Raw genomic sequence first — 24978 nt, 5'->3', positions numbered from 1 at the left:
AGTTACGCTATGTTGAGAGAAATTCGCCCGGCCATCGTTCTGCTGCTCGGCCTCACGGCCATCACCGGTCTCGGCTACCCGCTCGCGATGACGGGCGTCGCCGAAGCGATCATGCCGAACCAGGCGCAAGGCAGCCTCATCGAACGGGACGGCAAGGTTGTCGGCTCGTCCCTGATCGGTCAGGAATTCAAGGGCGAGGAATACTTCCACGGCCGCCCGTCGGCGACCCTGGGTCCCGACCCGCAGGATTCCACCAAGACGGTGCCGCAGCCTTACAATGCCATCAACTCGATGGGCTCCAATCTCGGCCCGACCAGCAAGGCGCTGATCGACCGCGTGAAGGAGGACGTCGAGAAACTGAAGGCAGAGAACCCGTCGATGCCGGTGCCGATCGATCTCGTGACCACCTCGGGCAGTGGTCTCGACCCGAACATTTCGCCGGAGGGTGCGCTGTTTCAGGTGCCCCGCATCGCCAAGGCGCGCAAGCTGCCGGAGGACCGCGTCCGCCAGCTGGTGACAGATAAGGTCGAAGGCCGCCTCGGCGGTCTGCTAGGCGAACCGCGCGTTAACGTTCTTGCCTTGAATCTCGCGCTGGACGCCGCCGCACCGAAGTAGGCCGCCTAGGCCGCAGCCGTAGCGGAGACTATATTGCCTTATGGCAAATCAGCGCCGCGATCCCGACCAACGACCTTCGCCTGAGGCCTTGCTGGAGACAGCAAGGCGCGAGGAAGATGCCGCCGGGCGGCTGAAGATCTTTGTCGGCGCCGCCCCCGGCGTCGGCAAGACTTATGAGATGCTGCAGAGCGCCCATGCCAGGCGCAAGGCGGGCATCGATGTAGTGGTTGGCGTGGTCGAGACCCACGGGCGCGCCGAGACCGAGGCGCTGTTGACCGGCCTTGAGGTGCTTCCCCGCAAGCGCATCGATCACAAGGGCCAGCAACTCGAGGAAATGGATCTCGATGCGCTGATCGCGCGGCGCCCGCAGATCGCATTGGTGGACGAACTCGCTCATACCAACGCGCCGGGCAGCCGCCATCCCAAGCGTTATCTCGACGTCGCGGAATTATTGGCCGCAGGGATCGACGTCTATACGGCGGTCAATATCCAGCACATCGAAAGTCTGAATGATGTGGTCGCCCAAATCACTCATGTGCGGGTGCGCGAGACCGTGCCGGATTCGGTGTTCGATCGTGCAGACGCCATCGAGCTGATCGACCTCACCCCGGACGATCTGATCCAGCGCCTGAAGGAAGGCAAGGTCTACGTTCCCAAACAGGCCGAGCGCGCGCTGGAGCATTATTTCTCGCCCGGCAATCTCACGGCGCTGCGCGAGTTGGCATTGCGTCGCACGGCGGATCGCGTCGATGAGCAATTGCTCACGCATATGCAGGCCAATGCCATTGCCGGCCCGTGGGCTGCCGGCGAACGCATTCTGGTCTGTATCAGTGAGGACCCGCGCTCAGCCGGGCTGGTGCGCTACACCAAGCGTCTCGCGGATCGGCTTCACGCGCCGTGGACGACGGTCAGCATCGAGACGCGGCGCAGCCTTCAACTCACTGAAGAACAGCGCGACCGGCTTGCTGATACGTTGCGGCTCGCCGAGGCGCTTGGCGCCGAAGCGTTGACGATTCCGGGCGCAGGCCGGCGCATCGCCGACGATCTGCTCGGCTATGCCCATGCCAACAACGTCACCCAGATCGTGATTGGCAAGGCATCGCGGTCATGGTGGTTCGAACTGGTGCGCGGTTCGGTGGTCCATGATCTCGTCCGGCGCGCCGGCAATATCAGTGTGCATGTGATCGCCGGCGATGCGTTGCCAACGGAGCCGGCTGCGAAACGTGCGCAGATGACCGATCGCGTCGAGCCGTTCGATGCAAAGCCCTATATTGCGGCGCTGGCGGTCGTGGCGGTGGCTCTTGGAGCCGCAACGCTGCTGCGTCCGATCTTCGGGATCGAGAATGTCGATCTGATGTTTCTCACCGCCGTGGTCGGCGTCGCCGTGCGCTTTGGTCTCTGGCCATCGCTGCTGGCAAGCGTCGTGGCATCGCTGAGCTATAACTTCTTCTTCCTGCCGCCGGTCTATACGCTCACCATCACCGATCCGACCAATGTGGCGGCCTTCTTCTTCTTCATGCTGATCGCCATTCTCGTGTCCAATGTCGCGGCGCGGGTGCGTACCCAGGCCGTCTCGGCCTTTGGCCGTGTGCGCACAACCGAGTCGCTCTATGCGTTCAGCCGCAAACTCGCGGGTACGGCGGCGCTTGACGACGTGCTGTGGGCGAGCGCGTATCAGATCGCATTGATGCTGAAGGTGCGGGTTGTGTTGCTGTTGCCGGAGCAGGGTGTGATCACCGTCAAGGCCGGATATCCGCCTGAGGACGAATTGGACAAGGCGGATCTGGCCGCTGCCAACTGGGCCTGGAGCAATGATCGCCCCGCCGGTCGTGGCTCTGAAACATTGCCCGGCGCGAAGCGGCTGTTTCTGCCGATGCGGACCGGTCGTGGACCGATCGGTGTGATCGGCATCGACGATGATCGCACTGGGCCATTGCTGACACCTGACCAGCGCCGGTTGCTGGATGCGCTTGTGGATCAGAGCGCACTCGCCATCGAGCGCGTACAGCTCGTCGAAGACATGGACCGCGCCGAGCGCAACGTCGAATCTGACCGACTGCGTCAGGCGTTGCTGACCTCAATCTCGCATGATCTGAAGACGCCGCTGGCCTCCGTGCTCGGTGCGGCTTCCACGCTGCGCGATCTATCGCCGAAGCTCAGCGAGGCCGAGAAGGCCGATCTGCTCGGCACGGTGATCGACGAATCCGAGCGGCTGAACCGTTTCATCGCTAATCTGCTGGATATGACCAAACTGGAGTCCGGTGCCGTGGTGCCGAATGCAACGCTGCAGGATCTCGCGGAGATCGTCGGCAGCGCGCTGCGCCGGGCCGGCAAGATCCTCAGCAGGCATCGCGTCGCGCTCGATCTGGCGCCAAACCTGCCCATGCTGGAGCTTGATGCGGTATTGTTCGAGCAGGTGCTGTTCAATCTGCTCGACAATGCCGCGAAATATGCCCCGGATGACACCACCATCACGATCAGGGCCATGCGCGATGCGGACTCAGTCTCGCTGCAGGTGACGGACGAGGGGACGGGCATTCCACCCGCCGATCTCGAGCAGGTGTTCGATAAATTCTATCGCGCCAACAAGGGCGATCACGTTCGGGCGGGCACCGGCCTCGGCCTTGCGATCTCCCGGGGCTTTGTTGAGGCAATGCGTGGCACTATTTCGGCCACCAATCGCGCCGACCGATCAGGCGCCGTGCTGACCATCCGCCTTCCCATCCCGCCGGCCTCCGAAGCTCTGGACACCGCCGCATGAACACCGCCGCCATCAAGGTCCTGGTCATCGATGATGAGCCGCCGATCCGCAAATTGCTGCGCATGGGCCTCAGCACCCAGGGTTATGACATCCTTGAGGCCAGCAACGGCAAGATCGCGCTGGAGAAATTGGCGGAGAAGCCCGCTTTGATCATTCTCGATCTGGGCCTGCCGGACATCCAGGGCCACGATCTGCTGCAGATGATTCGCGCCCGCGACGACAGCGTGCCGATCGTGGTGCTGTCCAGCCGCGGCGATGAAGCTGGCAAGGTGCAGGCGCTCGATCTCGGTGCCGACGACTATCTCACCAAGCCGTTTGGCATGGATGAGCTGCTGGCACGCATGCGGGCCGCGCTCAGGCATCAGCTACAGGTTCATGGCGAGCGGCCGGTATTCCGCTCCGGGGAATTGTCGGTCGATCTGGTGCGTCGCATCGTCAAGGTGGGTGACCGTGAGGTGAAACTGTCACCAAAGGAATATGAGTTGCTGCGGGTCCTGGTGCAGCATGCCGGCAAGGTGCTGACCCATCGGTTTCTGCTGAAGGAATTGTGGGACGAGCTCACCGACGCACAATATCTGCGCGTTTATGTCCGCCAGCTGCGTCAAAAGATCGAGCTCGATCCGGAGCGCCCGCAATTCGTCCTGACCGAAACGGGTATCGGCTACCGGCTGCGCGCCGGAGAATAGCTAACGACAAACCCGTCAAACAGCAGGTTATTTGGTCTGCCGGGCGACCGATGCCGGTGCGTTGTAGTCCAGCAGCCGGATCGCCTCGTCGGCGGCGTCCACCATCTCCGACATCAGCTTGCGCGTTCGCTCGAAATCCGCAGCCGACATGCTGCGAAACAGCATATCGTTCACCGGACGCTGAACGGGTGCCAATTCATTGAGCAGCGCGCGCGCTTTCGGCGTGATGGTCAGAATGACACGGCGGCGATCTTCCTCATCGGTCTCTTTTTCAACAAGGCCGTTTGATACCAGCTTGTTGATCTCGATCGTAATGAACGCGCCGCTGAAGTGCAGGTGCTCGGCGACCTGATTGACGCCGATCTTCTCATCCGTGCCGCTCAAATGAGCAATGGCAATCAGCACGGTGTATTGCGTGCCGGACAGGCCGATCACTGCGCCGAGTTGCCCGCGCACAGCCTGAAGCCGCGCCGAAAACGCCAATGTGTCATGGACAAATTGACGGAAAGCCCGATCCGATCCGTCGACCATCAATTGTGGCCGCGAAATCGTCGGTTCTACCTTCATTTTACGTGATTTGCTCTTAATCGCCATCAGGTCCCCGCACACCTATGAGTCGTATAGCGGCGGCGTTACGCACAAACAAGTTGGAACCAGTGCGTTTTGATAGCAGGCCAGCCATGCTTGACAGCGCGCACTTTCGTTCGATAATATAGCTTTGTTATAAAGCTAATGCGCGTCGCTCAGGTTTCGCGATCAGGAGATGACCATGGGCGCCACTGCGGACGTGGATCCTCGCGCCTTCCGACAGGCGCTCGGACAGTTTGCCACCGGCGTCGCCGTGATCACGGCCGAAGCGGCCGATGGCCAGGCGATCGGCTTGACCATGAGTTCGTTCAACTCGGTCTCGGTGGACCCGCCGCTGATCCTGTTCTCGATCGACCGCAAGGCCTTCAGCCTCAAGGCGATGACCGAGGCCAAAGGTTATGCCGTGAACATCCTCGGCCGCGATCAGGAGCATCTGTCGAACAAGTTCGCCAGGGCGCTCGGCGACAAGTGGGCGGCGGTCGAACATACGCTGGGCCATGAGGCGGCGCCCCTGATCGCTGGCGCGCTCGCACACTTCGAATGCGCGCCATACGCGCAATATGACGGCGGGGACCATGTGATCTTCGTCGGCCAGGTGGTGAAGTTCAGCGCCTATCCGGCCAACGAGCCGTTGGTCTTCTTCCGTGGGGCCTATCGCAGCCTTGCAAGTACCGAGCGCAGCCCGGAATGGCCGCTGCCGATGCACTACTGAAATAATGCACCTGAGAATGCTACCCATGACTGAAAGTGATCGAGGCAACCCATGATCAAGACCGGCGAACAGCATATCGCGAGCCTGCGCGACGGCCGTGAAATCTATCTCGATGGCGAGCTGGTGGATGACGTGACCACCCATCCGGCCTTCCGGGGGGCGGTGGCCTCGATCGGGCGGATGTTCGATTTCCAGAGCGCGCCGGAAAATCGCGAGCTGATGACTTTCGAGACCGAGACTGGCACCCGAGCCAACCGGATCTGGGAATTGCCCGGCAGCTATGATGCGCTGGTCAATCGTCGCCGCGGGCTGGAAGCCTGGACCGAGCTGCATGCCGGCTTCATGGGCCGCGCGCCGGATCACGTCGCCTCCTGCATCGCCGGTATGTATATGGGCGTCGAGGTATTCGAAGCCTACAACGAGGATCGCGCCAAGGCGCTGGCGGATTACTATCGCTACGCCCGCGACAACGACCTCTATCTCACTTACGTGATCATCAATCCGCAGGCCGACCGTTCCAAGAGCGCGGCCGAGCAGGCTGATCCGTTCCTGTCAGCAGGCGTGGTGTCGCGCGATGCCGAGGGTCTGACGATCCGTGGCGCCAAGATGCTTGCCACCGGTGGCATCATGGCCAACGAGGTGTTCGTCACCTGTATCCAGCCGCTGCAGCCCGGCGACGAAAAGTACGCGGTGTCTTTCGCGATTCCGATGAATACCAAGGGTCTGAAGGTCCTGTCGCGCAAGTCTTATGAAGCCGCGTCGCCATCCGTGTTCGACAATCCGCTGTCGAGCCGCTTCGATGAAAACGATGCCGTGTTGTATTTCGACGACGTGAAGGTGCCTTGGGATCGCGTGTTCATCGTCGATGACATCGCGATGTGCCAGAAGCAGTTCCACGCGACTCCGGCGCATGTGTATCAGAACTATCAGGCCATGATCCGGCTCTCGGTGAAGCTGCGCTTCCTGATCGGGATCGCGCACCGGACCGCCGAGACCAATGGTATCGCCGGCTTTCCGCAGGTCAGGGAAATGCTCGGCCAGCTCGCAGCCGAAGTGTCGATGGTCGAAGCCTTCGTCGTTGCGATGGAGACCAAGGGCACGCAGCGCGGCGCTTATTACGTGCCGGACCGGGCGATGCTGTATTCGGCACAGGTCCTCACCCAGCAGCTCTATTCCAAGGTCATCAACACGCTGCGCGAGCTCGCCGGCGGCGGCATGATCATGCTGCCGTCCTCGGTGAAGGACTTCGCCAATCCGGAATTGGCGGGTCTGATCGGCAAGACCCAGCAGTCCCCCGCGGCCAGCGCGATAGAAAAGGTCAAATTCTACAAGCTGGCCTGGGACGCGGTCGGCTCCGAATTCGCCTCGCGTCACTCGCAATACGAGATGTTTTTCGCCGGCGCGACCTTCGTCACCAAGGGCCATGCCTTCCGCACCTATGACTGGATGAGGTCGGCGGCGTTGCTCGACAAAATGCTGTCCAGCTATGACCTAGCCGACGAAGTCTCCACCTTAACGGCGCCGGCTGCCTCGCCGCGCGCTGTCGCTTGATCTGTCCCTTCAGGAAAACCGACCATGGCCATCAATAAACTTCACGATGAATTCCGTACCGTCGATATGTCTTCGGGATGGGAGACGCCCGCGGGCTATCCGGCAGGCATCCAGCAGAAAATCTTGTCGGGGGCGCTCGACGAAGTGAACAAGCGTGGCAGCCGCACCCGCCTGCTGCGCTTTGAGCCAGGCGTCTACACCACCGAGCCGTTCGTGCACGAATATTGGGAAGAAGTGTTCCTGTTCACCGGCGACCTGATCGTCGGCAATGACAAGCAGGGCAACGGCGGCGAGTCCTTCAAACCGAACACCTATGCTTGCCGTCCGCCCGGTGCCTATCACGGCCCGTTCAAGTCGGTCGGCGGCTGCGTGTTGATGGAAATCCACTATTTCGACCCGGCCTGAGCCGTTTCGCGTCTCCTCCTGATGGCGGCGCGCTTTCCTTGTGGCGCGACCGCTGCTTCTTCGGAAGGTTTCTCCTCGGCCGGCGTGGCCGTCTTCGGTTTGATCCGAAGTCGCAAACGTCCGGTTGAGCCCTCTCCGACCTCGAATGTCTCCATTTTGCGCACCAGGTCGCTCAGCTTCTTGAAGCCGTAGGTGCGGACGTCAAAGTCGGACACGGTGTTCGGAAGTTGTTCTCCGACCCGGTCCAGATTGACCCAGCCGTCTTCGTTGCTCAGTTGGGATACCACCTTTTCCAGAATGGGAACTGCGGCAGCGGGGCTTTGCAAGGCTGCTGGTTTTGATGGTTGCTCTGTGCTTGCCGTTGCGCGTTCGGGTCTCAGGTTCTCCGTATAGATGAAGCGCCGGCACGCCTGCCGAAAACTCTCGGGTGTTTTCCGCGTGCCGAAGCCGTAGACGTCAGCGCCCTGCTCGCGCAGCCGTGAGGCGAGACGTGTGAAGTCGCTATCGGAGGACGCCAGGCAAAAGCCGTCGAACCGCCCGCTATGCAGCAGGTCCATCGCGTCGATCACCAGCGCGATGTCGGACGAGTTCTTGCCCTTAGTGTAGGCGAACTGCTGATAAGGATCGATGGCGTGCTTTTGCAGGATGTCGGCCCAGGATCTGAGCTGCGGACTTGAGAAGTCGCCGTAGATCCGGCGGACGCTGGCTTCGCCGAATTTGGAGATTTCCTCGAACAAGCTGCCGGCAATCTGCGGAGACGTGTTGTCGGCATCGATCAGGACCGCGAAACGGGGCAAACGCTGCTGTGCGACGTTCATCTGCAACCTCTGCCCGCTGGATGAATGGCCCGCTCAGTCTGTCAGCTTTTTGCTGCAGGCGAAACATGCCTGGGGGAGCGTATCTCTCGTCAGCCCGGCCATTGCGCGGTAAAGTCACCCAAATCCCGCGAATCGCGGGCGCTGAAAGAGGCAATTGAGACCATGACCATCCGCCTGCATCGCGGCGATTTGCCGGATTTGAGCCGCTACACCGATTCGGTTGCGATCGACACCGAGACCATGGGTCTCAATCCGCATCGCGACCGGCTATGCGTGGTGCAGCTCTCGCCCGGCGATGGAAGTGCCGATGTCGTGCAGATACCGATGGGCCACACGGACGCGCCGAACCTGAAGAAGCTGCTCGGCGATCCCAAGGTGACGAAGATCTTTCACTTTGCGCGGTTCGATCTCGCCGCTCTCTACAACGCGCTCGGCGTCATGCCTGAGCCGGTCTATTGCACCAAGATCGCTTCCCGCCTGTGCCGCACCTATACCGACAGGCATGGTCTCAAGGATCTGGTCCGCGAAGTCCTCGGCGTCGATCTGTCGAAGCAGCAGCAGTCGAGCGACTGGGGCAGCCAGACACTCAGCGAGGCGCAGCTGTCCTACGCCGCGTCGGACGTGCTGCATCTGCATGGGCTGCGCGAGCGCCTCAACGTCATGCTGGCGCGCGAAGGACGCACCGAGTTGGCGCAGGCTTGTTTCGACTTCCTCCCGACCCGGGCCAAACTGGACCTCTCAGGCTGGGAAAACGAGGACATTTTCGCTCATTCGTGACTGGCCTGCGGCGAAGTGACTTTCTGAAACAGTTCAGGGTCCCTCCTGCCGCGTTTCGGTCATACTCCTCGTTCTGGTGGGGCGGGGCTGCAAACCGATGCATTTCAGCGTAGACTGGCGCCGGTTTGGCAGGCCTTTCGGTGTGGCCCTTTTCGGCATGGCCCGTTGGAGCGACGGTGAGTTCAGTTCAGATTCCCAGCTATCAGGCGGGCATGGATGCGCGGTTCAGGGCCGCGGCACGCCATAGCCGTCTGGTGCGTCTGCTGCGGATTGCTGTCCCTGCCGTCGTGATCCTGTCGATGGCGGCAATTGTCGGCGTGTCGATCTTCAATCCGTTCCGGATCCTCGCCAAATTGCCGCTCGACATGGGCAATCTGGTCGTTTCGGGGACCAAGATCACCATGGAGACGCCGCATCTGGCCGGTTTCTCGCCGGACGGACGGCCATATGAGTTATGGGCCAAGGCCGCGACGCAGGATCTGACGGACCCCGACAATGTCGAACTGACAACCTTGCGCGCCAAGGTGATGATGGAAGACAAGTCGACGATGACGATGGATGCCCGCACCGGGAAGTTCAATTCGAAATCGCAGATGCTCTATCTGTATCAGGACATTTTCCTGCAAACGACGACCGGCTACGAAGCCAAGCTGACACAGGCGAACATTGATATTGCCAATGGCACGGTCACGTCGGACGAACCGGTCGATGTCAAACTTCTCAACGGCACTTTGCTCGGGCAACGGATGCGCATCACGGAACACGGTGAGCTGGTTCGGTTCGAGGGCGGTGTGTCGATGAACCTGAAGATGGACCCGCCTTCGCCGGATGCTACGGCACAGCCTGAGACCGTGGCAGAGCCTGAAGTCGCGCCGGAGCCCGTGAAACCGCGGGCCGCCAACGGCAAGCGCGCCAACGCGAAATGAATGTGATGATTTTTCCCGTCAGTAATGTCCGATTCCGCGGGGTGACCGGCGCTGCGATCGCCGTGCTCCTGCTGGCTTTGACAGCCGATGCACATGCGCAGAGCGCGGTGCAGGGTGTGCCGAATGCCATGCAGGGCTTCTCGCAGAATCGCGATCAGCCCATTCAGATAGAGGCCGCATCGCTGGAAATGCGTGACAAGAAAAAAGAAGCGACCTTCGCAGGCGATGTAAAGGTCGTGCAGGGCGACACCACAATGAAATCGAAGACTCTCGTGGTCTTCTATGACGGCGGTGGCTCCGCGAACGAGCCGGCGGCCAAGGCTGCGCCCAAGGCACCGATCAAGGCTGCGCAGCCGGGCCCGGGTGGCTCGTCGGCGATCAAGCGACTTGAAGCGCGCGGCGGGGTCATCGTCACCCAGAAAGACCAGGTTGTCACCGGCGAGACGGCGGTGTTCGACACCCGAACCAATCTCGTCACTATGCAGGGCAATGTTGTGCTCACCCAGGGCAAGAATGTGCTGCGCGGCGATCGTCTGACCGTGGATATGACCACGGGCACCTCACGCGTCGAATCCAACAGCGGCAGGGTCCAGGGCATGTTCGAGTCGTCCGGCCAGAAGGGTGGCGGTGGCCCGACCTCGATCATACCCGGGCCTGGAGGCGGAAAACCCAAGTAACTCGAAGGGTTTATCGATAGGGGCGAGCCGGATCCGGTTGAATCTGGCTGCGTAACCCGTTATCGCCATTGTTTTAATCGACATGGAAGGCTTGGCGTTCGGCTGGGCAAGGGACATCTAGTCCGCCATGCTGTTCCCAGTGATCGAACATGCCGCGACCTGGCGCGGATGACGTTTAGAGGCTGATCGAAGCGCGAATGGTTGATTTCCTCGGCATGTTCCGTCGGCGCGCTCCAAAACGCGGTCCGCAGGGTTTTGCGCGGTCGCCGGTCGACATCACGGCGCTCGGCGACAGCATGGGCGACATGCTGGGCAATCCCAGCCGTGAGGCGCCGCCACTGGCGCGCACCGCCCCGGCCGATACGCCCCAGGTTCCGCAGGCCCGGGGTGAGGCGCCGCGTGCCCCACAGCCTGTACCGGCCCGCCGTCCGGACAAGGCGCCGCCGCGGCCCCGGACCAACGGCGCCGCCGCACCAAAAGCTGCCCCGCGTGCGGGCTATCTGGCCGTCCATAATGTGAAAAAGAGCTTCGGCTCACGCCAAGTCACCCGCGGCGTCAGCATTTATGTTCGTCGTGGTGAGGCCGTCGGCCTGCTCGGACCGAACGGTGCCGGCAAGACCACGGTGTTCTACATGATCACCGGCCTGATCAAGCCCGACAGCGGCGCCATTGAGCTTGACGGCCACGACGTCACCCAGCTGCCGATGTATCAACGTGCGCGCCTCGGCATCGGCTATCTGCCGCAGGAAGCCTCGATTTTTCGCGGCCTCACGGTCGAGCAGAACATCCGTGCAGTGCTGGAGGTCGTCGAGCCCAGCCGCAAGAAACGCGAGCGCGAGCTCGACGGGCTGCTCGAAGAGTTCAACATCCAGAGACTGCGCAAGTCGCCGTCGATCGCGCTGTCCGGCGGTGAGCGTCGCCGTGTCGAAATCGCGCGCGCGCTGGCAACGCGGCCGAATTACATGCTGCTCGACGAACCCTTTGCCGGCATCGACCCGATCGCGGTGGGTGACATTCAAGACCTGGTCCGCCACCTCACCAATCGCGGCATCGGCGTGCTGATCACCGACCATAACGTGCGCGAAACGCTGGGGCTGACAGACCGCGCCTACATCGTCTATGCTGGTGAAATCCTGACGGAGGGATCTCCAGAGGAGATCGTGGCTGACCCGGACGTGCGTCGGCTTTACCTTGGCGAGGAATTCCGCCTCTAGACCAAATTTACAATTCGTCAAGCCGTGTACATCAGGCCGGGAAAGAGATAAGCAAGAAACGGACCAACTTTTGGATCGGTTTTTGCCTCCATGGCGCTGACGCAGAGACTAGAGTTCCGGCAATCCCAGTCGCTGGTGATGACGCCGCAGCTGATGCAGGCCATCAAGCTGCTGCAGCTGTCGAATCTCGATCTCGCAACCTTTGTCGAAGATGAACTGGAGCGCAATCCGCTGCTGGAACGCGCCAGCGACGGTCCTGAGCCGCCGGTGGCCGGCGAGGCCAGCCCCGAGCGCAGCGAGTTCTCCGGTCAGGACGAGGCGGGCTATGCCTCCGGCCATGACGATGGCGGCGACCATTCCGATTTTTCCGATCGTTCAGGCGGCGACAGCTTCGATGCGCCGGCGCCCGACGAGTGGATGAACCGCGAACTCGGCACCCGCGCCGAGATCGAGCAGACCCTGGACACCGGGTTGGACAACGTCTTCTCCGAAGAGCCGGCCGAAGCCGCCGCACGCAACGCACAAGATGCTGCTCCGACCGCCTATACCGAATGGGGCGGCGGCGCTTCCAACGACGATAGTTACAATCTTGAGGCCTTCGTTGCCGCGGAAGTGACGCTCGGCAGCCATCTCGCCGAACAGCTCTCGGTGGCGTTCTCGTCGCCCGCGCAGCGCATGATCGGTCAGTATCTGATCGATCTCGTCGATGAGGCCGGCTACCTGCCGCAAGATCTCGGCGACGTGCATGAGCGGCTGGGCGCCTCTGTTGACGATGTCCAAAGCGTTCTCGGTGCGTTGCAGAAATTCGATCCGCCGGGTGTCTGCGCGCGCAGTCTCAGCGAATGTCTCGCAATCCAGTTGCGTGAACAGAACCGTTACGACCCTGCGATGCAGGCATTGGTCGAGCATCTCGATCTTCTGGCCAAGCGCGACATCGGCAATCTCAGAAAAATCTGCGGCGTCGACGACGAAGATCTGACCGACATGATCGGCGAGATTCGCAGGCTCGATCCGAAGCCCGGTCTGAAGTTTGGCTCGGCGCGAACACAGACCGTAGTGCCTGATGTCTATGTGCGGCCGGGTCCTGATGGCGGCTGGCATGTCGAGTTGAACAGCGACACGCTGCCGCGCGTTCTCGTGAACCAGGTTTATTATTCCGAATTGTCGAAAACGATCCGCAAGGATGGCGACAAGTCGTACTTCACGGATTGTCTACAGAATGCGACCTGGCTGGTGCGTGCGCTCGATCAGCGCGCGCGTACTATCCTGAAGGTTGCGACCGAGATCGTCCGGCAGCAGGATGGCTTCTTTACGCAGGGTGTTGCGCATCTTCGGCCGCTGAATCTCAAGGCGGTTGCTGATGCCATTCAAATGCATGAATCGACGGTGTCGCGCGTTACCGCCAATAAATACATGGCGACAAATCGCGGCAGCTTTGAATTGAAATACTTCTTTACGGCATCGATCGCGTCGGCTGATGGTGGCGAAGCGCATTCGGCTGAAGCGGTGCGACATCACATCAAGCAATTGATTGATGGAGAAAGTCCTTCTCTTATTCTTTCGGACGACACGATCGTGGAACGCTTGCGCGAAGCCGGAATTGATATCGCGCGCCGTACCGTTGCCAAATACCGTGAAGCCATGCGTATCCCGTCTTCAGTTCAGCGCCGACGCGACAAGCAGAGTATGCTCGGCAATGCACTCACGGCACCCGCCACTCCGTCCGATAGGGCACCCGACCGATCCCGCGACACTGCACCAGCTTGATTGCACTCCCGTGGAAACGGGATACTGTCGGTTCAAGGCAGAAGAATCGAGGCATCAGCATGACCCTTCGTATCTCGGGAAAAAGCATCAATGTCGGAGACGCTTTGCGAGGCCGCGTGAGCGAGCGGACCGATGAGGTCCTTCGCAAATATTTCGATGGCAACTATTCCGGTCACATCACGCTCAGCAAAGACGGCTTCGGCTTCCGCACCGATTGTGCGTTGCATCTTGATTCCGGAATTACGCTCGAAGCGGACTCCAATGCAGCGGATGCTTACGCCAGCGCCGATCAGGCGCTGCTTCAGATCGAGAAACGTTTGCGTCGCTACAAGAGCCGGCTGAAGGATCGTTCCGCGCGCAAGACGCATGCTGAAAATCAGGCGATGGCCGAACTCACGGCTCCGACTTTGGACGCGCCGAGCTACATCCTTGAGGCGCCCGATCATGAGGGCGATGCCGACAGTGGCTACGATCCGGTCATCATTGCCGAATCGACCAGGTCGCTGAAGCGGTTCTCGGTGAGCGAAGCTGTCATGGAACTTGATTTCACCGGCGCGGCCGTCGTGCTATTCCTGCATGGCAGTACCGGTCGGGTGAATATCGTGTACCGCCGAGGCGACGGTAACGTGGGTTGGGTCGATCCACCGGTGGTTAAACCGTCCTGACGGCATTGACGCCCAAACGGCCCCTCCCTATGGTCCGCCGCCTTTGACAGGGTTATACCGGTCAATGGATTTCGCATGGGGGGTTCCGGTGCTAGAGTACGTCCGGGCGTTCGCGCCCGGCGCGTTTTCCATCACAGGAACGATGTCCCTTTCCAGTCTTTCTTGACGCTGCCGGTTTTGGTTCTAACTACCCGCTGACGGTCAAACATCCTCGGAACGGTCAATGACGATTACCGATCTGGTCGCGCCCGAGGCGATAATCCCGGCGTTGAAGGTCAACAGCAAGAAGCAGGCGCTGCAGGAGCTCGCTGCGCGCGCTTCCGCGCTCACCGGTCAGAACGACCGCGCCATTTTCGAGGTGCTGTTGCAGCGTGAGAAGCTCGGTACGACGGCCGTGGGCTATGGCGTTGCCATTCCGCATGGCAAGTTGCCGAAGCTCGACAAGCTGTTCGGCCTGTTTGCGCGCCTCGATCGTCCGATCGATTTCGAGGCCATGGACGGCCAGCCGGTCGATCTGGTGTTTCTGTTGCTGGCGCCGGAAGGTGCGGGCGCCGATCATCTGAAGGCGCTGGCACGGATTGCACGTCTGCTGCGCGATCAGGACGTCGCCAAAAAGCTGCGTGCCTCCCGTGACGCTCAGGCGATCTATTCGGTGCTCGCTTTGCCGCCAGCGACAGCCGCCTAACCATCTCACCCCGCAGCTTACGCTGGAATCGCCCGGTTGGACCGGGCGATTCTCCTATTCCGAGCCAGATCCCTGCTTGCGCGGAGATAGAAGGCTGGTTGGCCTTGCCAGCTTACGCCGCGAATTCCTTGGCCGAGATTGGAGCGAGCGACTCGTTGCGCACCGCCTGCCGCGCGGTGATCGATGCGAGCTCGTTCATAGCCGCAGAGGCAGCTTCGGCTTGCGTTTCGGCACGGATCGATTCTGCTTCTTCCGCTGCAGCGACTGCGCGCGACGATGCTGCCATCCGCAGTGCGGTCTGGATCTCGTTGGAATCCGCGCCGCTCTTGAGCAGCAGCAACGTCAGCAGCGCCTTGACGTCGGAATTCATCGCGTCTGCGCTCTGCTTCATGCGTCGCACGGCCGCTGACGTTTCAGGAACGTTGACGGCGGCTGCGGGACGAAGCTTGGCGACGTTGCTGCCTGAAGCTTCTATGCCCTGCATGCGCATCGGATTGGCATATTCTTCCGCCATCATTACCCGCGATGCGGCAGCAAGCTGCAGAGCATTGTGAATCTCCGGCGAACTGGTGCCGGTCTTCAGCAACAGCAAAGTGAGGAGAGCTTTGACGTCCGAGTTCATCGCGGCAGTGTTTTGCATTGTGTTCCTCGCTTGTGAGAAGAGTGACTGAGCTAGTTGAAACGTCGTCCGAACAGCTTTTCGAAGAAGGTTGGTTGTGGCGGCTCGGGGTGAGTGATTTCAGCGACGAGTTTGGGTGGCTTGGGGCGCCGGACGTCACGCTTCGCCCGCAGCTTTGACAGCAGCATGGTCGGCCCAGGCATGGCCGCGGGCTCGGCGAAGGTCGTGAGCGTGCCGTCCTCGAGGCTGCCGCGGATCAGGATTGGTGAGAGAAATATGGGATCTGCGAGTGCAGCAGCCGTCGCAAGGCGCGCGTTATTTAGAGTGCCGAGGCTCTGAACGGCCTCGATACTCCATTGCCCGAGCGGCAAGCGGTCTGACTTGGTCACGAAAGGCGGGCTGCTGTCGGGTGCGGTGATGGGAGGGACGGTGCCGTCGGCGCGCATCAAGAATACGGTGGCAGCTGCGCAGCCCGGTGCAAAGACGAGGATCGCGAAACAGGCTGCGATCACCGGCCGACTATCAAAATCCCAGGAGCCGGTCCGGGGAACTGCCTCTGATTTCGGAGCGGTGATCGTTGCACCGAAGCTCCGTAGCAAGTCTTCGACTTGAACTATCTGGGCTTGTGTCGATCCATTCATGGCGACCTCGAATCTCAACATGACCAGATTTTCTCAAGTCATGGTGAATGCGTGGTCACCATTTTCTTCTGTGAAACGGCAGCAAAGATCAGGCGCAATGATGCCATCGCGTCGGATATCCAGATTGCTATTGATGGGGGGATCAGTTTTTCAGATGGCGCAGCGGATGAGAGGTCGCGTGCGGATCGATTGCGTCCGATGATGTGCTCACGATATTGACGACGGGTTAAATAGATACCGCGTCATGCAAGCCGAGCACCTGCGCGTGATGATCGTCGTTTGGACGCTGGGATACCCGACATTGGGATACGCGGCTGTCACCGCGTATCCTGACGTCTGCATGCTGGCCAGTTCGCGTTAGTGAACGCTGACGGTCTGCAATTCCTGGCTCCATGCATTCGCGATCGCCGCTTCACGGCTGTCGGTGAGCATGATCGGCGTGCCGTCGGCGGCGTGCAGCGCGAACAGCTGCAATCCGGGCGCAATCTCCGGCGCCTGCGGGAACAGTCCCGGCACATCTTCCGAGCGAACCGGCTTCACATAGGCGATCATACCTTCGCCCAGATGCGCCAATGCTTCGGTGGTGACGGCGGCATTTTCATTGATCGTAACAACTTCAGTCATCGTCTCGACTCCTTCTATGAGATCAAGCGGTCGAGTCCGCTACTCGTTCCATACTCAGGATGCATGACCTGATCGAAAACCGGAAACCAGTTTGTCGCGTCATGCATTATTCGTGTTCATTGATAGCGATTGTCTTAATGACCCTTTCAGGCTCAGGCCTGGCCAGATCAATCGACAACAGCCCGTTCTTCAGATCCGCACCCAGCACCAGCATCCCCTCTGCCAGCACGAAAGTGCGCTGGAAGTGGCGCGCGGCGATGCCGCGATGGATGTATTGCCGGGTCTTGTCGTCCTGCTGGCGGCCCCGGATCACGAGCTGGTTTTCCTCGGTGGTCACATCGAGCTGATCGCGGGTGAAACCTGCGACCGCCAGCGTGATCCGCAGGCGTTCGGGTTGACCGTTATTACGGTCGCACCGCTCGATGTTGTAAGGAGGATAACCGTCGGCACCTTTGACGACGCGATCGAGCGCACGCTCAATCTCGTCGAATCCCAAAAGGAACGGACTAGATAACGAAGGAACACGAGACATACCTACAAAGCCCTCTCGAAGCGACTTTGAGGGGCCCTTACGGCACCCCTGGCCAATCGGCACTCTGCCAACCGGTCAATCAACAATATGGGCATGCCAAAGCCCGGTTCAAGCACCTCTAAATTGCCGGGAAACCGTTACTAAGGCCTTGAAACCGATCAGATATCGATCCGATTGCGGCCATCGACGCTGAACAGGTGCAGTTTGTCGCGGGGAGCCGTGGCGCGGATCGAAGCACCGATGGCCGGGGCATCCTGGCCGGGGATACGCACGATGACCTCGCCCTCGGGCAGCTCGCCCGGAGTGGCGCTGACGGCCTTCTCGGCCCGCGCACGGGTGCCATAGACGAAGGTTTCCGCGCCGACCCGTTCGATGGCCTCGACCGTCAGGTTCAGCGTGATGCCGCCGTCAGTTGCGGCCGCGCCGGAAATCGCAAGGTCTTCCGGCCGGACGCCCAGGATACCGGCGTCGGCGGCGCTGCGGCTGTCGCCGGCGAACTGCGCACGGATCTCATTGCCGCCCAGCTTGATCAGGTTCATCGGTGGCGCGCCGATGAAGGAGGCGACGAAAGTGGTCGCCGGCTTGCGGTAGATATCGAGCGGACTGCCGATCTGCTCGACCTGGCCGCCGTTCATCACCACCAGAATATCCGCCAGCGTCATCGCCTCCAACTGATCGTGGGTGACGTAGATCGACGTCGTCTTGAGGCGACGTTGCAGCTTGCGGATTTCGACCCGCATGGCGACGCGCAGCTTGGCGTCGAGATTGGACAGTGGCTCGTCGAACAGGAACACTTTCGGCTGGCGGACGATGGCGCGCCCCATGGCAACGCGCTGGCGCTGGCCGCCGGATAATTGTCTGGGCTTGCGATCGAGCATGCCGGCGAGTTCGAGCGTCTGCGCGGCTTCGCGCACGCGCGTATCGATCTCCGGCTTCGGCATGCCCCTGTTGCGCAGGCCGTAAGCCATGTTGTTGTAGACGCTCATATGCGGATAGAGCGCGTAATTCTGGAACACCATGGCGATGTCGCGATCGGCCGGCTCGATCTCGTTGACGACACGGCCGCCAATATCGACCTCGCCGGAGGTGACGGTCTCAAGGCCGGCAACCATGCGCAGCAAGGTCGACTTGCCGCAGCCGCTTGGCCCGACGAGCACACAGAACTGGCCGTCGCCGATTTCGAACTCGATGCCTTTGATGGCCTCGAAGCCGCCGGGATAGGTCTTACGGACGTTGCGCAGCGAAACGTTGGCCATCTGAATTTACTTCTCCGTCTCGACCAGACCGCGCACGAACAGTCGCTGCATGAACACCACCACGGCGACAGGAGGCACCATCGCAAGGATCGCCGTCGCCATCGCGAGCTGCCATTCGGCGAGTTCATCTGTCGTCGTCAGCATCTTCTTGATGCCGGTGACGATGGTCTGCATGGATTCCTGTGTCGTGATCAGCAGCGGCCACAGATACTGGTTCCAGCCATAGATGAACTGGATCACGAACAACGCTGCCATCGTCGTCACCGACAGTGGCAGCAGCGTATCCTTGAAAAAGCGAAAGGGACCGGCGCCGTCGATGCGCGAGGCTTCGAGCAGTTCATCGGGGATGGTCATGAAGAACTGGCGAAACAGCAGCGTGCCGGTGGCCGACGCAATCAGCGGCAGGATCAGCCCGGCATAGGTGTCGAGCATCTTCAGATCGGCGATCACCTTGTAGGTCGGATAGATGCGAACCTCGACCGGCAGCATCAGCGTCACGAAGATGATCCAGAACGCCGTCTGGCGGAACGGAAAACGGAAATACACCACCGCATAGGCGGAGAGGATCGAGATCACGATCTTGCCGAGCGCGATGCCCATTGCCATGACGAACGAATTCATCAGCATATGGCCGACCGGCTCGCGGCTGGCGCGCGATCCGCCGACGAAAATCGCGCGGTAATAGTTCTCCAGCGTATGACTGCCCGGCAGCATCGGCATGTTGCCGTTGACCACCGTCGCGGCGTCATGTGTCGAGGCGATCAGTGCGACATAGACTGGGAACACGACGATGAACACGCCGAGTGTCAGGATCGCGTAAGCGAGGATGTCGTTCCAGCGGCGGTGCTCGACCATCAGTATTGCACCTTGCGCTCGACGTAGCGAAACTGGATGGCCGTGAGCGCGATCACGATCACCATCAGGATCACCGACTGCGCAGCTGATCCGCCGAGGTCGCCGCCGAGCCTGCCGTCGGCATAGACCTTGTAGACCATGGTGGTCGTCGCCCCGGCCGGCCCACCACCCGTGACGGCGTCGATGATGCCGAAAGTGTCGAAGAACACATAGACGACGTTGACGACCAGCAGGAAGAACGTGGTCGGCGACAGCAGCGGGAACGTGATCGTCCAGAATCGTCGATACGGTCCGGCGCCATCAATCGCCCCGGCCTCGAGCACGCTACGCGGGATCGCCTGCAGGCCGGCCAGGAAGAACAGGAAATTATAGGCGATCTGCTTCCACACCGCGGCCATGACGACGAGCGCCATGGCGTGGTTGCCGTTCAACATCGGATTCCAGTTGAAGCCCATCATGCGCAGCGGTCGTGCCATGGTGCCGAGGGAGGGATGGAAGATGAACAGCCACAGCACGCCAGCGACGGCCGGCGCCACCGCATAGGGCCAGATCATCATGACCTTGAAGGTCGGTGCCGCTTTCAGATTCTTGTCGGCCTGGGTGGCGAACAACAATGCGATCGACAGCGAGAGCGCCGCGACCAGCGACGAGAACACCACGGTCGTCGCCATTGCCTTGTAGTATTCCGGCTGGGCCAGTAGCGCCTGATAGTTCTCCAGCCCGATGAATTCCGAGTTCAGGCCGAACGCGTCCTCGCGTAAAAACGATTGCCAGACAGCCTGGCTGGCCGGCCAGTAGAAAAACACCAGGGTGATGACCAGCTGCGGCACGAGCAACAAATATGGCAGCAGCTTACCCTTGAAGACCGCGGACTTTTCCATGCAGTTCGTCGTGCCCCAGAAAGCAGCCTCATTCTGCTCATGTCATCGCCCGTCCAAGCGCGCAATTGCGCGCGAGGCCGGGCAACGACAGCGTCCGCTTGAATACTACTTCGCAGTCTTTTCGAAGGTCCGCAACATGGCGTTGCCACGGCTCACGGCGGTGTCGAGTGCCTGTTGTGCCGTCTTCTGGCCACCCAGCGCAGCCTCGATCTCTTCGGACCAGATGTCTCGCAACTGCACCATGTTGCCGAACCGCAGGCCGCGCGAATTTTCGGTCGGCTCCTTGTTGGTCAGCTCCTTCAGCGGGGTCTGCAGGATCGGGTTCTTGTCATAGAAGCCGTCGGCCTTGGTCTTTTCATAAGCGGCCTTGGTGATCGGCAGATAACCGGACTCCTGATGCAGCTTGGCCTGCCGATCTGTGTCGGACAGGAAGCTGAAGAATTTTGCGATGCCCTTGTTTTCCTCAGGCTTCTTGCCGCCCATCACCCATAGCGAAGCGCCGCCGATGATCGAGTTCTGCGGCGCGCCGGCAGCTTCGGGGTAGTAAGGCATCGGCACCGAGGTAAAGGCGAATTTGGCGGTACCCTTCGCTGTCGCATAATAGCCGGAGGAGGTCATGAAGAGCGGGCATTCGCCGGAGCCGAAGCGACTCTCGCTGGCATTGGCGCGACCGGAATAATCGTAGGTCTTGTCCTTCTGCAATTCGATCAGCGTCTGCAGATGTTTGACATGCAGTGGCGAGTTGAATTTCAGTTCGGTGTCGAAGCCGTCGAGTCCATTCGCCTTGGTACCGATCGGCACGTTGTGCCATGCCGAGAACTGCTCGATATTGGCCCAGGTCGCCCAGGCATTGGAGAAACCGCAGGTCGCATAGCCGGCCGCCTTGAGCTTCTTGGCGCCCTCGAACACTTCGGGCCAGGTCTTGGGAATTTCGGCAATATTGGCCTTCTTCAGCGCATCCAGATTGACCCACATCACCATCGACGATGAGTTGAAGGGAAACGACAGCATCTCGCCCTTCGATGTCGAGTAGTAACCGGTGATCGCGGGCAGATAGTTGTTTGGATCGAACGGCTCGCCCGCATCCTTCATCAGCTGGTAGACAGGTTTGACGGCGCCCTTGGCGCTCATCATGGTCGCGGTACCGACCTCGAAGACCTGTAGGATGTGCGGTGCGGTGCCGGCGCGGAATGCTGCGATGCCGGCATTCATGGTGTCGGGATAGCTGCCCTTGAAGGTCGGGACCACCTTGTAGTCCGGTTGGCTGGCATTGAAGTCAGCCGCGAGCTTGTTGACGATGTCGTTGTTGCCGCCGGTCATCGCGTGCCACCACTGGATCTCGGTCACCGCTTGCGCGGGCGAAGCGAGCGCCAGCGTGCATGCGAACAGAGTGGCGAGTGCGAATTGGGGGCGGATCATCCAGTTTCTCCCGTTAGCCGTCATCGTCTCGTTGCAACAAAGCTGCGCCGGATGACGTGCATGCGACATTTTGACAGCGCGGATGCTAGGCGGGAAATGGCGGCGTTGGGAAGCCGCAAAAAGTCGAAGACGAACGGGGCTGCGGATCGCGCAGCCCCGTGTTGTTCTTATCGCTTGCGCTCGGAGCCGCTCACGGTTCCTTTGGCGACCAGCTCCTTGATCTCATCACCGGAGTAGCCGAACTCGGTGAGGATCTCGTTGAAGTGCTCGTTGAACTTCGGCGGCACGTGGCGCAGGCTCGCTTTGGTGCGGTCGAAGCGGACCGGCGAGGCGACGCCCTTGTACCAGTCCTTCTCGATGATATCGCCGCGATGCTTCGTGTGGGCATTGGCGAGCGCCTTGTCGATCGACTGTACCGGACCGGCGGGGAGGCCGGCGCCAAGCAGACGCTCGCACAGCGGCGCGCTGTCGTGATCCTTCAGGATCGCTTCCAGTTCGGCCCGCAGCGCATCGCGATTCTGTACGCGGTCACGGTTGCGTGCGAAGCGCACGTCCGTGCCGAGTTCCGGCTTGCCAAGTTCGCGGCACAGCTTGCGGAAGGTGCCGTCATTGCCGACGCCCATGAAGATGTTGCCGTCGCGAGCAGCGAACACGGCATAGGGCACCAGGTTCGGATGCTCGTTGCCGGTCAGTGCCGGCGGCTTGCCACCGTTGTAGAAATAGTTCGCGGTATGCGGGTGCATGATCGCGAGACCGGTTTCGTACAATGTCGCCTCGACGAATTGACCGAGACCCGATTTGGCGCGCTCGGCGAGCGCCATCAGGATGCCGACGCAGGCATAGAGACCGGTCGCCATGTCGACAAGCGCGACGCCGATGCGGGTCGGGCCGCTTTCCTGTGAGCCGGTCGATGCCATCAGGCCGACCATCGACTGGATGATCGCGTCATAGCCGGGGTGGCCGCCATGCGGGCCATCGCCGCCGAAGCCGGAGATGCGGCAATGGATCAGCTGCGGGAATTTCTCGCGCAGGAAATCGTTGCCGATGCCCCATTTGTCGAGCGTGCCGGGCTTGAAGTTTTCGATCATCACGTCGGCGTTTTCGAGCATCCGCATCAGCACTGTACGACCACCCTCGGAGGCGAGGTCGAGACCGATCGAGCGCTTGTTGCGGTTGGTGCCGATGAAATAGGCCGCGTCGTCGTCGTGGAAGGGGGGGCCCCAGTCGCGAGTCTCGTCGCCGGCCGGCGGCTCGACCTTGACGACGTCAGCGCCGTGGTCGGCCAGGATCTGGGTGCAATAGGGTCCGCCAAGAACGCGCGACAGATCGATCACGCGCAGGCCGGCAATCGCGCCGGGAGCTATGGGCAAGCTCATTCAATCAGCCTTCTCTCAAGTGTCGTTGGGATATTTTTATGCCAGAGAGCATGTAAAGGCTGTCAGAGCTAGCGGGCTTCCGGCTGGTCAGCAATGGCCTTGTCCGGGCAGCGGCTATGGCCAGAGCGAGGGTATGGCGCAACCGCCAGACGAACGCGAACGGGCTCGGCCGATGGCCGAGCCCGTTCGTATCGAGAGTTAATTCGTTTGCGCCGCTGTGACTCAGACGATCACGGTGCGGACGTCGATATTGCCGCGTGTGGCGTTGGAATACGGGCAGACCTGATGCGCTTTCTCGACCAGCGCTTCAGCTTCTGCGCGCGCCAGACCCGGCAAGGAGACCGCGAGTTCGACATCGAGGCCGAAACCACCGGCCGAACGCGGGCCGATGCCCACGGTGGAAGTGACCGTCACATCGGCGGGTACCTTCGGGCCGCCCTGCGAGCCCACGAACTTCATCGCGCCGATGAAACAGGCAGCATAGCCGGCCGCGAACAGCTGCTCGGGATTATTGCCGGCGCCGCCTGCGCCGCCGAGTTCCTTCGGCGTGGTGAGTTTGACGTCGAGCGCGCCATCAAGCGTAGCGGCGTGGCCATCGCGGCCGCCGGTTGCCTTGGCGCTGGTCTTGTAGAGCACGTTGACAGACATGGTTGGTCTCCTCGTTGTTTGTGTCTTGCCCCATTGTAATTGCGCACAATTAGATTGTGCACAATACATAAAATGCGCGACGCAATCGAATTGTGCTCAACTGATCGTGAAGGGGTTGGGGTCTGGCGTCAGCTGTGGCCAAATAAGCTCCGGAGATAATCATGGCCAAGAAACCCGCACCTGTTCCGCTGCTGCAGCTCGATAACCAGCTCTGCTTTGCCGTCTATTCGACCGGCCACGCGTTCAACCGCGTCTACAAGCCGCTGCTGGAGCGGCTGAAGCTGACCTATCCGCAATATCTGGCGATGCTGGTGCTGTGGGAGCACGACAATGTGCCGGTCAAGGACATCGGCGAGCGACTGTTTCTCGATTCCGGCACGCTGACGCCGCTGTTGAAGCGCCTGGAAGCCGCTGGCCTGATCAAGCGCACCCGCAGCGCAGAGGACGAGCGGCAGATGCTGATCGCATTGACGGCGCAAGGTCAGGCGCTGCGTGAAAAAGCCAAGGCCGTGCCGCAGGGAATTCTCGCGGCGTCAGCCTGCACGGTCGGTGAAATGGCCGCGATGAAAAATGAACTCGTGGCGCTACGTGATCGGCTGAACGCAGCGCTCGGGGATTAGCGCGGTCAATCTCTACGAGGATGGGTTGGTGCGGCTTGCCGAGCCGAAGCTCGCGAAGCGAGCGAAGGATGGTGGAGCCAGGCGGGATCGAACCGCCGACCTCTTGCATGCCATGCAAGCGCTCTCCCAGCTGAGCTATGGCCCCAATACCTGCGACGCACTGGGTGGGGCGTCGCGCGGCAAACCAAGATCACATATCAGGAGTGATCTCAAGTCTCTTCTGAGCTTAACTTTCTTCGTCGCCCGAGACGTCGCCGATGATGTCGGTCACGTCCTCATCGCCTTCTTCTTCGTCGGCAATGAAGGTCGAATCATCGTCTTCATCGTCATCGATGGTGTCATCGACTTCGATATCGTCCTCGGATTCCAGCACGGCAGCCTTCTTGCCGGTATTCTCCTCGGCGTCGGCTTCCTCCAGCGAGACCAATTCTTCGCTCTCGGCGGCTTCCGGAGTTTCCGCGGCGGCAGATGCTGCAGCTGCGCGTGCGGCTGCATCCGCGCGGGTCCGCGGCGGCGCAATCGGCGCAATCGGCACAACCTCGCCCGTATAAGGCGAAATCACCGGGCTCTTGTTGAGGTCGTAGAACTTCTTGCCCGTCGTGGGGCAAATGCGTTTGGTTCCGAGATCGGATTTGGCCACGTGAAGGGTCCTGGGGATTT

The 24978-nt window shown here is 61.0% G+C and carries 27 protein-coding genes and 1 tRNA gene; 14 read left to right on the top strand and 14 right to left on the bottom strand.

Features of this window, described 5'->3' with window-relative positions; genetic code table 11:
- Nucleotides 1-9 precede the first annotated feature (9 nt).
- Genes LPB73_RS25320 through LPB73_RS25310 form a run of 3 tightly spaced genes read left to right on the top strand, consistent with a single transcriptional unit; the run spans nucleotide 10 to nucleotide 4062 of the window.
- On the top strand, nucleotides 10-615 hold the full coding sequence (locus LPB73_RS25320; protein WP_231078601.1) for a K(+)-transporting ATPase subunit C: 606 nt from the start codon (nucleotides 10-12) through the stop codon (nucleotides 613-615).
- A 40-nt stretch (nucleotides 616-655) separates the two neighbouring features.
- Nucleotides 656-3376, top strand: a complete 2721-nt coding sequence (locus tag LPB73_RS25315; RefSeq protein WP_231078600.1) for a sensor histidine kinase — start codon at nucleotides 656-658, stop codon at nucleotides 3374-3376.
- Complete coding sequence (locus tag LPB73_RS25310) at nucleotides 3373-4062, top strand: response regulator (RefSeq protein WP_175369389.1); 690 nt, start codon at nucleotides 3373-3375, stop codon at nucleotides 4060-4062. Before LPB73_RS25315 ends, LPB73_RS25310 begins: the two co-directional genes overlap by 4 nt.
- Before the next feature lie 27 nt (nucleotides 4063-4089).
- Here the strand turns inward: LPB73_RS25310 and LPB73_RS25305 are convergent, their stop codons facing one another.
- Nucleotides 4090-4629 carry a MarR family winged helix-turn-helix transcriptional regulator gene (locus LPB73_RS25305; protein WP_158596735.1) on the bottom strand — a complete coding sequence of 180 codons (540 nt, stop codon included), beginning with the start codon at nucleotides 4627-4629 and terminating at the stop codon, nucleotides 4090-4092.
- A 202-nt stretch (nucleotides 4630-4831) separates the two neighbouring features.
- Between LPB73_RS25305 and LPB73_RS25300 the strand changes: the two genes are divergently transcribed.
- From LPB73_RS25300 to LPB73_RS25290, 3 genes are read left to right on the top strand one after another with little or no spacing between them, the layout of a single operon-like run.
- Complete coding sequence (locus LPB73_RS25300) at nucleotides 4832-5362, top strand: flavin reductase family protein (protein ID WP_231078599.1); 531 nt, start codon at nucleotides 4832-4834, stop codon at nucleotides 5360-5362.
- Nucleotides 5363-5413: 51 nt separating this feature from the next.
- Complete coding sequence (locus tag LPB73_RS25295) at nucleotides 5414-6913, top strand: 4-hydroxyphenylacetate 3-hydroxylase family protein (protein ID WP_231078598.1); 1500 nt, start codon at nucleotides 5414-5416, stop codon at nucleotides 6911-6913.
- A 24-nt stretch (nucleotides 6914-6937) separates the two neighbouring features.
- On the top strand, nucleotides 6938-7318 hold the full coding sequence (locus LPB73_RS25290; protein ID WP_089266367.1) for a cupin: 381 nt from the start codon (nucleotides 6938-6940) through the stop codon (nucleotides 7316-7318).
- Here LPB73_RS25290 and LPB73_RS25285 read toward each other — a convergent pair.
- On the bottom strand, nucleotides 7300-8136 hold the full coding sequence (locus LPB73_RS25285) for an NYN domain-containing protein (protein ID WP_231078597.1): 837 nt from the start codon (nucleotides 8134-8136) through the stop codon (nucleotides 7300-7302). The two genes, LPB73_RS25290 and LPB73_RS25285, sit on opposite strands and share 19 nt — an antisense overlap.
- 162 nt (nucleotides 8137-8298) lie before the next feature.
- Here LPB73_RS25285 and LPB73_RS25280 point away from each other — a divergent pair, with 162 nt between their 5' ends.
- From LPB73_RS25280 to ptsN, 7 genes are all read left to right on the top strand, one after another.
- The gene (locus LPB73_RS25280; RefSeq protein WP_068730302.1) at nucleotides 8299-8913 is read left to right on the top strand and encodes a ribonuclease D; all 615 of its coding nucleotides are present in this window, start codon (nucleotides 8299-8301) and stop codon (nucleotides 8911-8913) included.
- A gap of 176 nt (nucleotides 8914-9089) precedes the next feature.
- Entirely contained in the window at nucleotides 9090-9839 is a 750-nt protein-coding gene (gene lptC, locus LPB73_RS25275) for an LPS export ABC transporter periplasmic protein LptC (protein WP_231078596.1), read from the top strand.
- A 5-nt stretch (nucleotides 9840-9844) separates the two neighbouring features.
- Nucleotides 9845-10516, top strand: a complete 672-nt coding sequence (locus tag LPB73_RS25270; protein WP_414716916.1) for an LptA/OstA family protein — start codon at nucleotides 9845-9847, stop codon at nucleotides 10514-10516.
- 197 nt (nucleotides 10517-10713) lie between these two features.
- The gene (gene lptB, locus LPB73_RS25265; protein ID WP_231078594.1) at nucleotides 10714-11730 is read left to right on the top strand and encodes an LPS export ABC transporter ATP-binding protein; all 1017 of its coding nucleotides are present in this window, start codon (nucleotides 10714-10716) and stop codon (nucleotides 11728-11730) included.
- 90 nt (nucleotides 11731-11820) lie between these two features.
- Nucleotides 11821-13497, top strand: a complete 1677-nt coding sequence (rpoN, locus tag LPB73_RS25260) for an RNA polymerase factor sigma-54 (RefSeq protein WP_231078593.1) — start codon at nucleotides 11821-11823, stop codon at nucleotides 13495-13497.
- A gap of 59 nt (nucleotides 13498-13556) precedes the next feature.
- Nucleotides 13557-14162, top strand: a complete 606-nt coding sequence (gene hpf, locus LPB73_RS25255) for a ribosome hibernation-promoting factor, HPF/YfiA family (protein WP_089266375.1) — start codon at nucleotides 13557-13559, stop codon at nucleotides 14160-14162.
- 223 nt (nucleotides 14163-14385) lie between these two features.
- Nucleotides 14386-14847: a PTS IIA-like nitrogen regulatory protein PtsN gene (gene ptsN / locus LPB73_RS25250; protein WP_089266376.1), complete on the top strand. Its 462-nt coding sequence runs from the start codon at nucleotides 14386-14388 to the stop codon at nucleotides 14845-14847.
- A gap of 112 nt (nucleotides 14848-14959) precedes the next feature.
- Here the strand turns inward: ptsN and LPB73_RS25245 are convergent, their stop codons facing one another.
- The 10 genes from LPB73_RS25245 to LPB73_RS25200 form a co-directional block, all read right to left on the bottom strand.
- A complete protein-coding gene (locus LPB73_RS25245) occupies nucleotides 14960-15487 on the bottom strand; it encodes a hypothetical protein (protein WP_231078592.1) in 528 nt (175 codons plus the stop codon).
- A 32-nt stretch (nucleotides 15488-15519) separates the two neighbouring features.
- On the bottom strand, nucleotides 15520-16128 hold the full coding sequence (locus tag LPB73_RS25240; protein ID WP_231078591.1) for a hypothetical protein: 609 nt from the start codon (nucleotides 16126-16128) through the stop codon (nucleotides 15520-15522).
- Between the two features lie 336 nt (nucleotides 16129-16464).
- The gene (locus LPB73_RS25235; RefSeq protein ID WP_089266380.1) at nucleotides 16465-16731 is read right to left on the bottom strand and encodes a DUF1150 family protein; all 267 of its coding nucleotides are present in this window, start codon (nucleotides 16729-16731) and stop codon (nucleotides 16465-16467) included.
- A gap of 106 nt (nucleotides 16732-16837) precedes the next feature.
- On the bottom strand, nucleotides 16838-17263 hold the full coding sequence (locus tag LPB73_RS25230) for an Hsp20 family protein (protein ID WP_068730313.1): 426 nt from the start codon (nucleotides 17261-17263) through the stop codon (nucleotides 16838-16840).
- Between the two features lie 158 nt (nucleotides 17264-17421).
- Entirely contained in the window at nucleotides 17422-18519 is a 1098-nt protein-coding gene (locus LPB73_RS25225; protein WP_231078590.1) for a sn-glycerol-3-phosphate import ATP-binding protein UgpC, read from the bottom strand.
- Nucleotides 18520-18525: 6 nt separating this feature from the next.
- Nucleotides 18526-19374 carry a sn-glycerol-3-phosphate ABC transporter permease UgpE gene (gene ugpE, locus LPB73_RS25220; RefSeq protein WP_231078589.1) on the bottom strand — a complete coding sequence of 283 codons (849 nt, stop codon included), beginning with the start codon at nucleotides 19372-19374 and terminating at the stop codon, nucleotides 18526-18528.
- Complete coding sequence (gene ugpA, locus LPB73_RS25215; protein ID WP_089266387.1) at nucleotides 19374-20255, bottom strand: sn-glycerol-3-phosphate ABC transporter permease UgpA; 882 nt, start codon at nucleotides 20253-20255, stop codon at nucleotides 19374-19376. Before ugpA ends, ugpE begins: the two co-directional genes overlap by 1 nt.
- Before the next feature lie 105 nt (nucleotides 20256-20360).
- The gene (ugpB, locus tag LPB73_RS25210; RefSeq protein WP_231078588.1) at nucleotides 20361-21674 is read right to left on the bottom strand and encodes a sn-glycerol-3-phosphate ABC transporter substrate-binding protein UgpB; all 1314 of its coding nucleotides are present in this window, start codon (nucleotides 21672-21674) and stop codon (nucleotides 20361-20363) included.
- 167 nt (nucleotides 21675-21841) lie between these two features.
- A complete protein-coding gene (locus tag LPB73_RS25205; RefSeq protein WP_184512580.1) occupies nucleotides 21842-23050 on the bottom strand; it encodes a CaiB/BaiF CoA transferase family protein in 1209 nt (402 codons plus the stop codon).
- Nucleotides 23051-23272: 222 nt separating this feature from the next.
- Complete coding sequence (locus LPB73_RS25200) at nucleotides 23273-23698, bottom strand: organic hydroperoxide resistance protein (protein WP_231078587.1); 426 nt, start codon at nucleotides 23696-23698, stop codon at nucleotides 23273-23275.
- Between the two features lie 161 nt (nucleotides 23699-23859).
- Between LPB73_RS25200 and LPB73_RS25195 the strand changes: the two genes are divergently transcribed.
- On the top strand, nucleotides 23860-24318 hold the full coding sequence (locus LPB73_RS25195; RefSeq protein ID WP_231078586.1) for a MarR family winged helix-turn-helix transcriptional regulator: 459 nt from the start codon (nucleotides 23860-23862) through the stop codon (nucleotides 24316-24318).
- Nucleotides 24319-24387: 69 nt separating this feature from the next.
- Here LPB73_RS25195 and LPB73_RS25190 read toward each other — a convergent pair.
- A tRNA-Ala gene (locus LPB73_RS25190) sits at nucleotides 24388-24463 on the bottom strand.
- 81 nt (nucleotides 24464-24544) lie between these two features.
- Entirely contained in the window at nucleotides 24545-24958 is a 414-nt protein-coding gene (locus tag LPB73_RS25185; protein WP_068730321.1) for a TIGR02300 family protein, read from the bottom strand.
- Between the last annotated feature and the right edge of the window lie 20 nt (nucleotides 24959-24978).

It is taken from the genome of Tardiphaga sp. 37S4, from assembly GCF_021044645.1.
GTDB lineage: Bacteria > Pseudomonadota > Alphaproteobacteria > Rhizobiales > Xanthobacteraceae > Tardiphaga > Tardiphaga robiniae.
The sequence above is the reverse complement of the archived record's forward strand: the minus strand, read 5'-3'. Positions and strand labels throughout refer to the sequence as shown.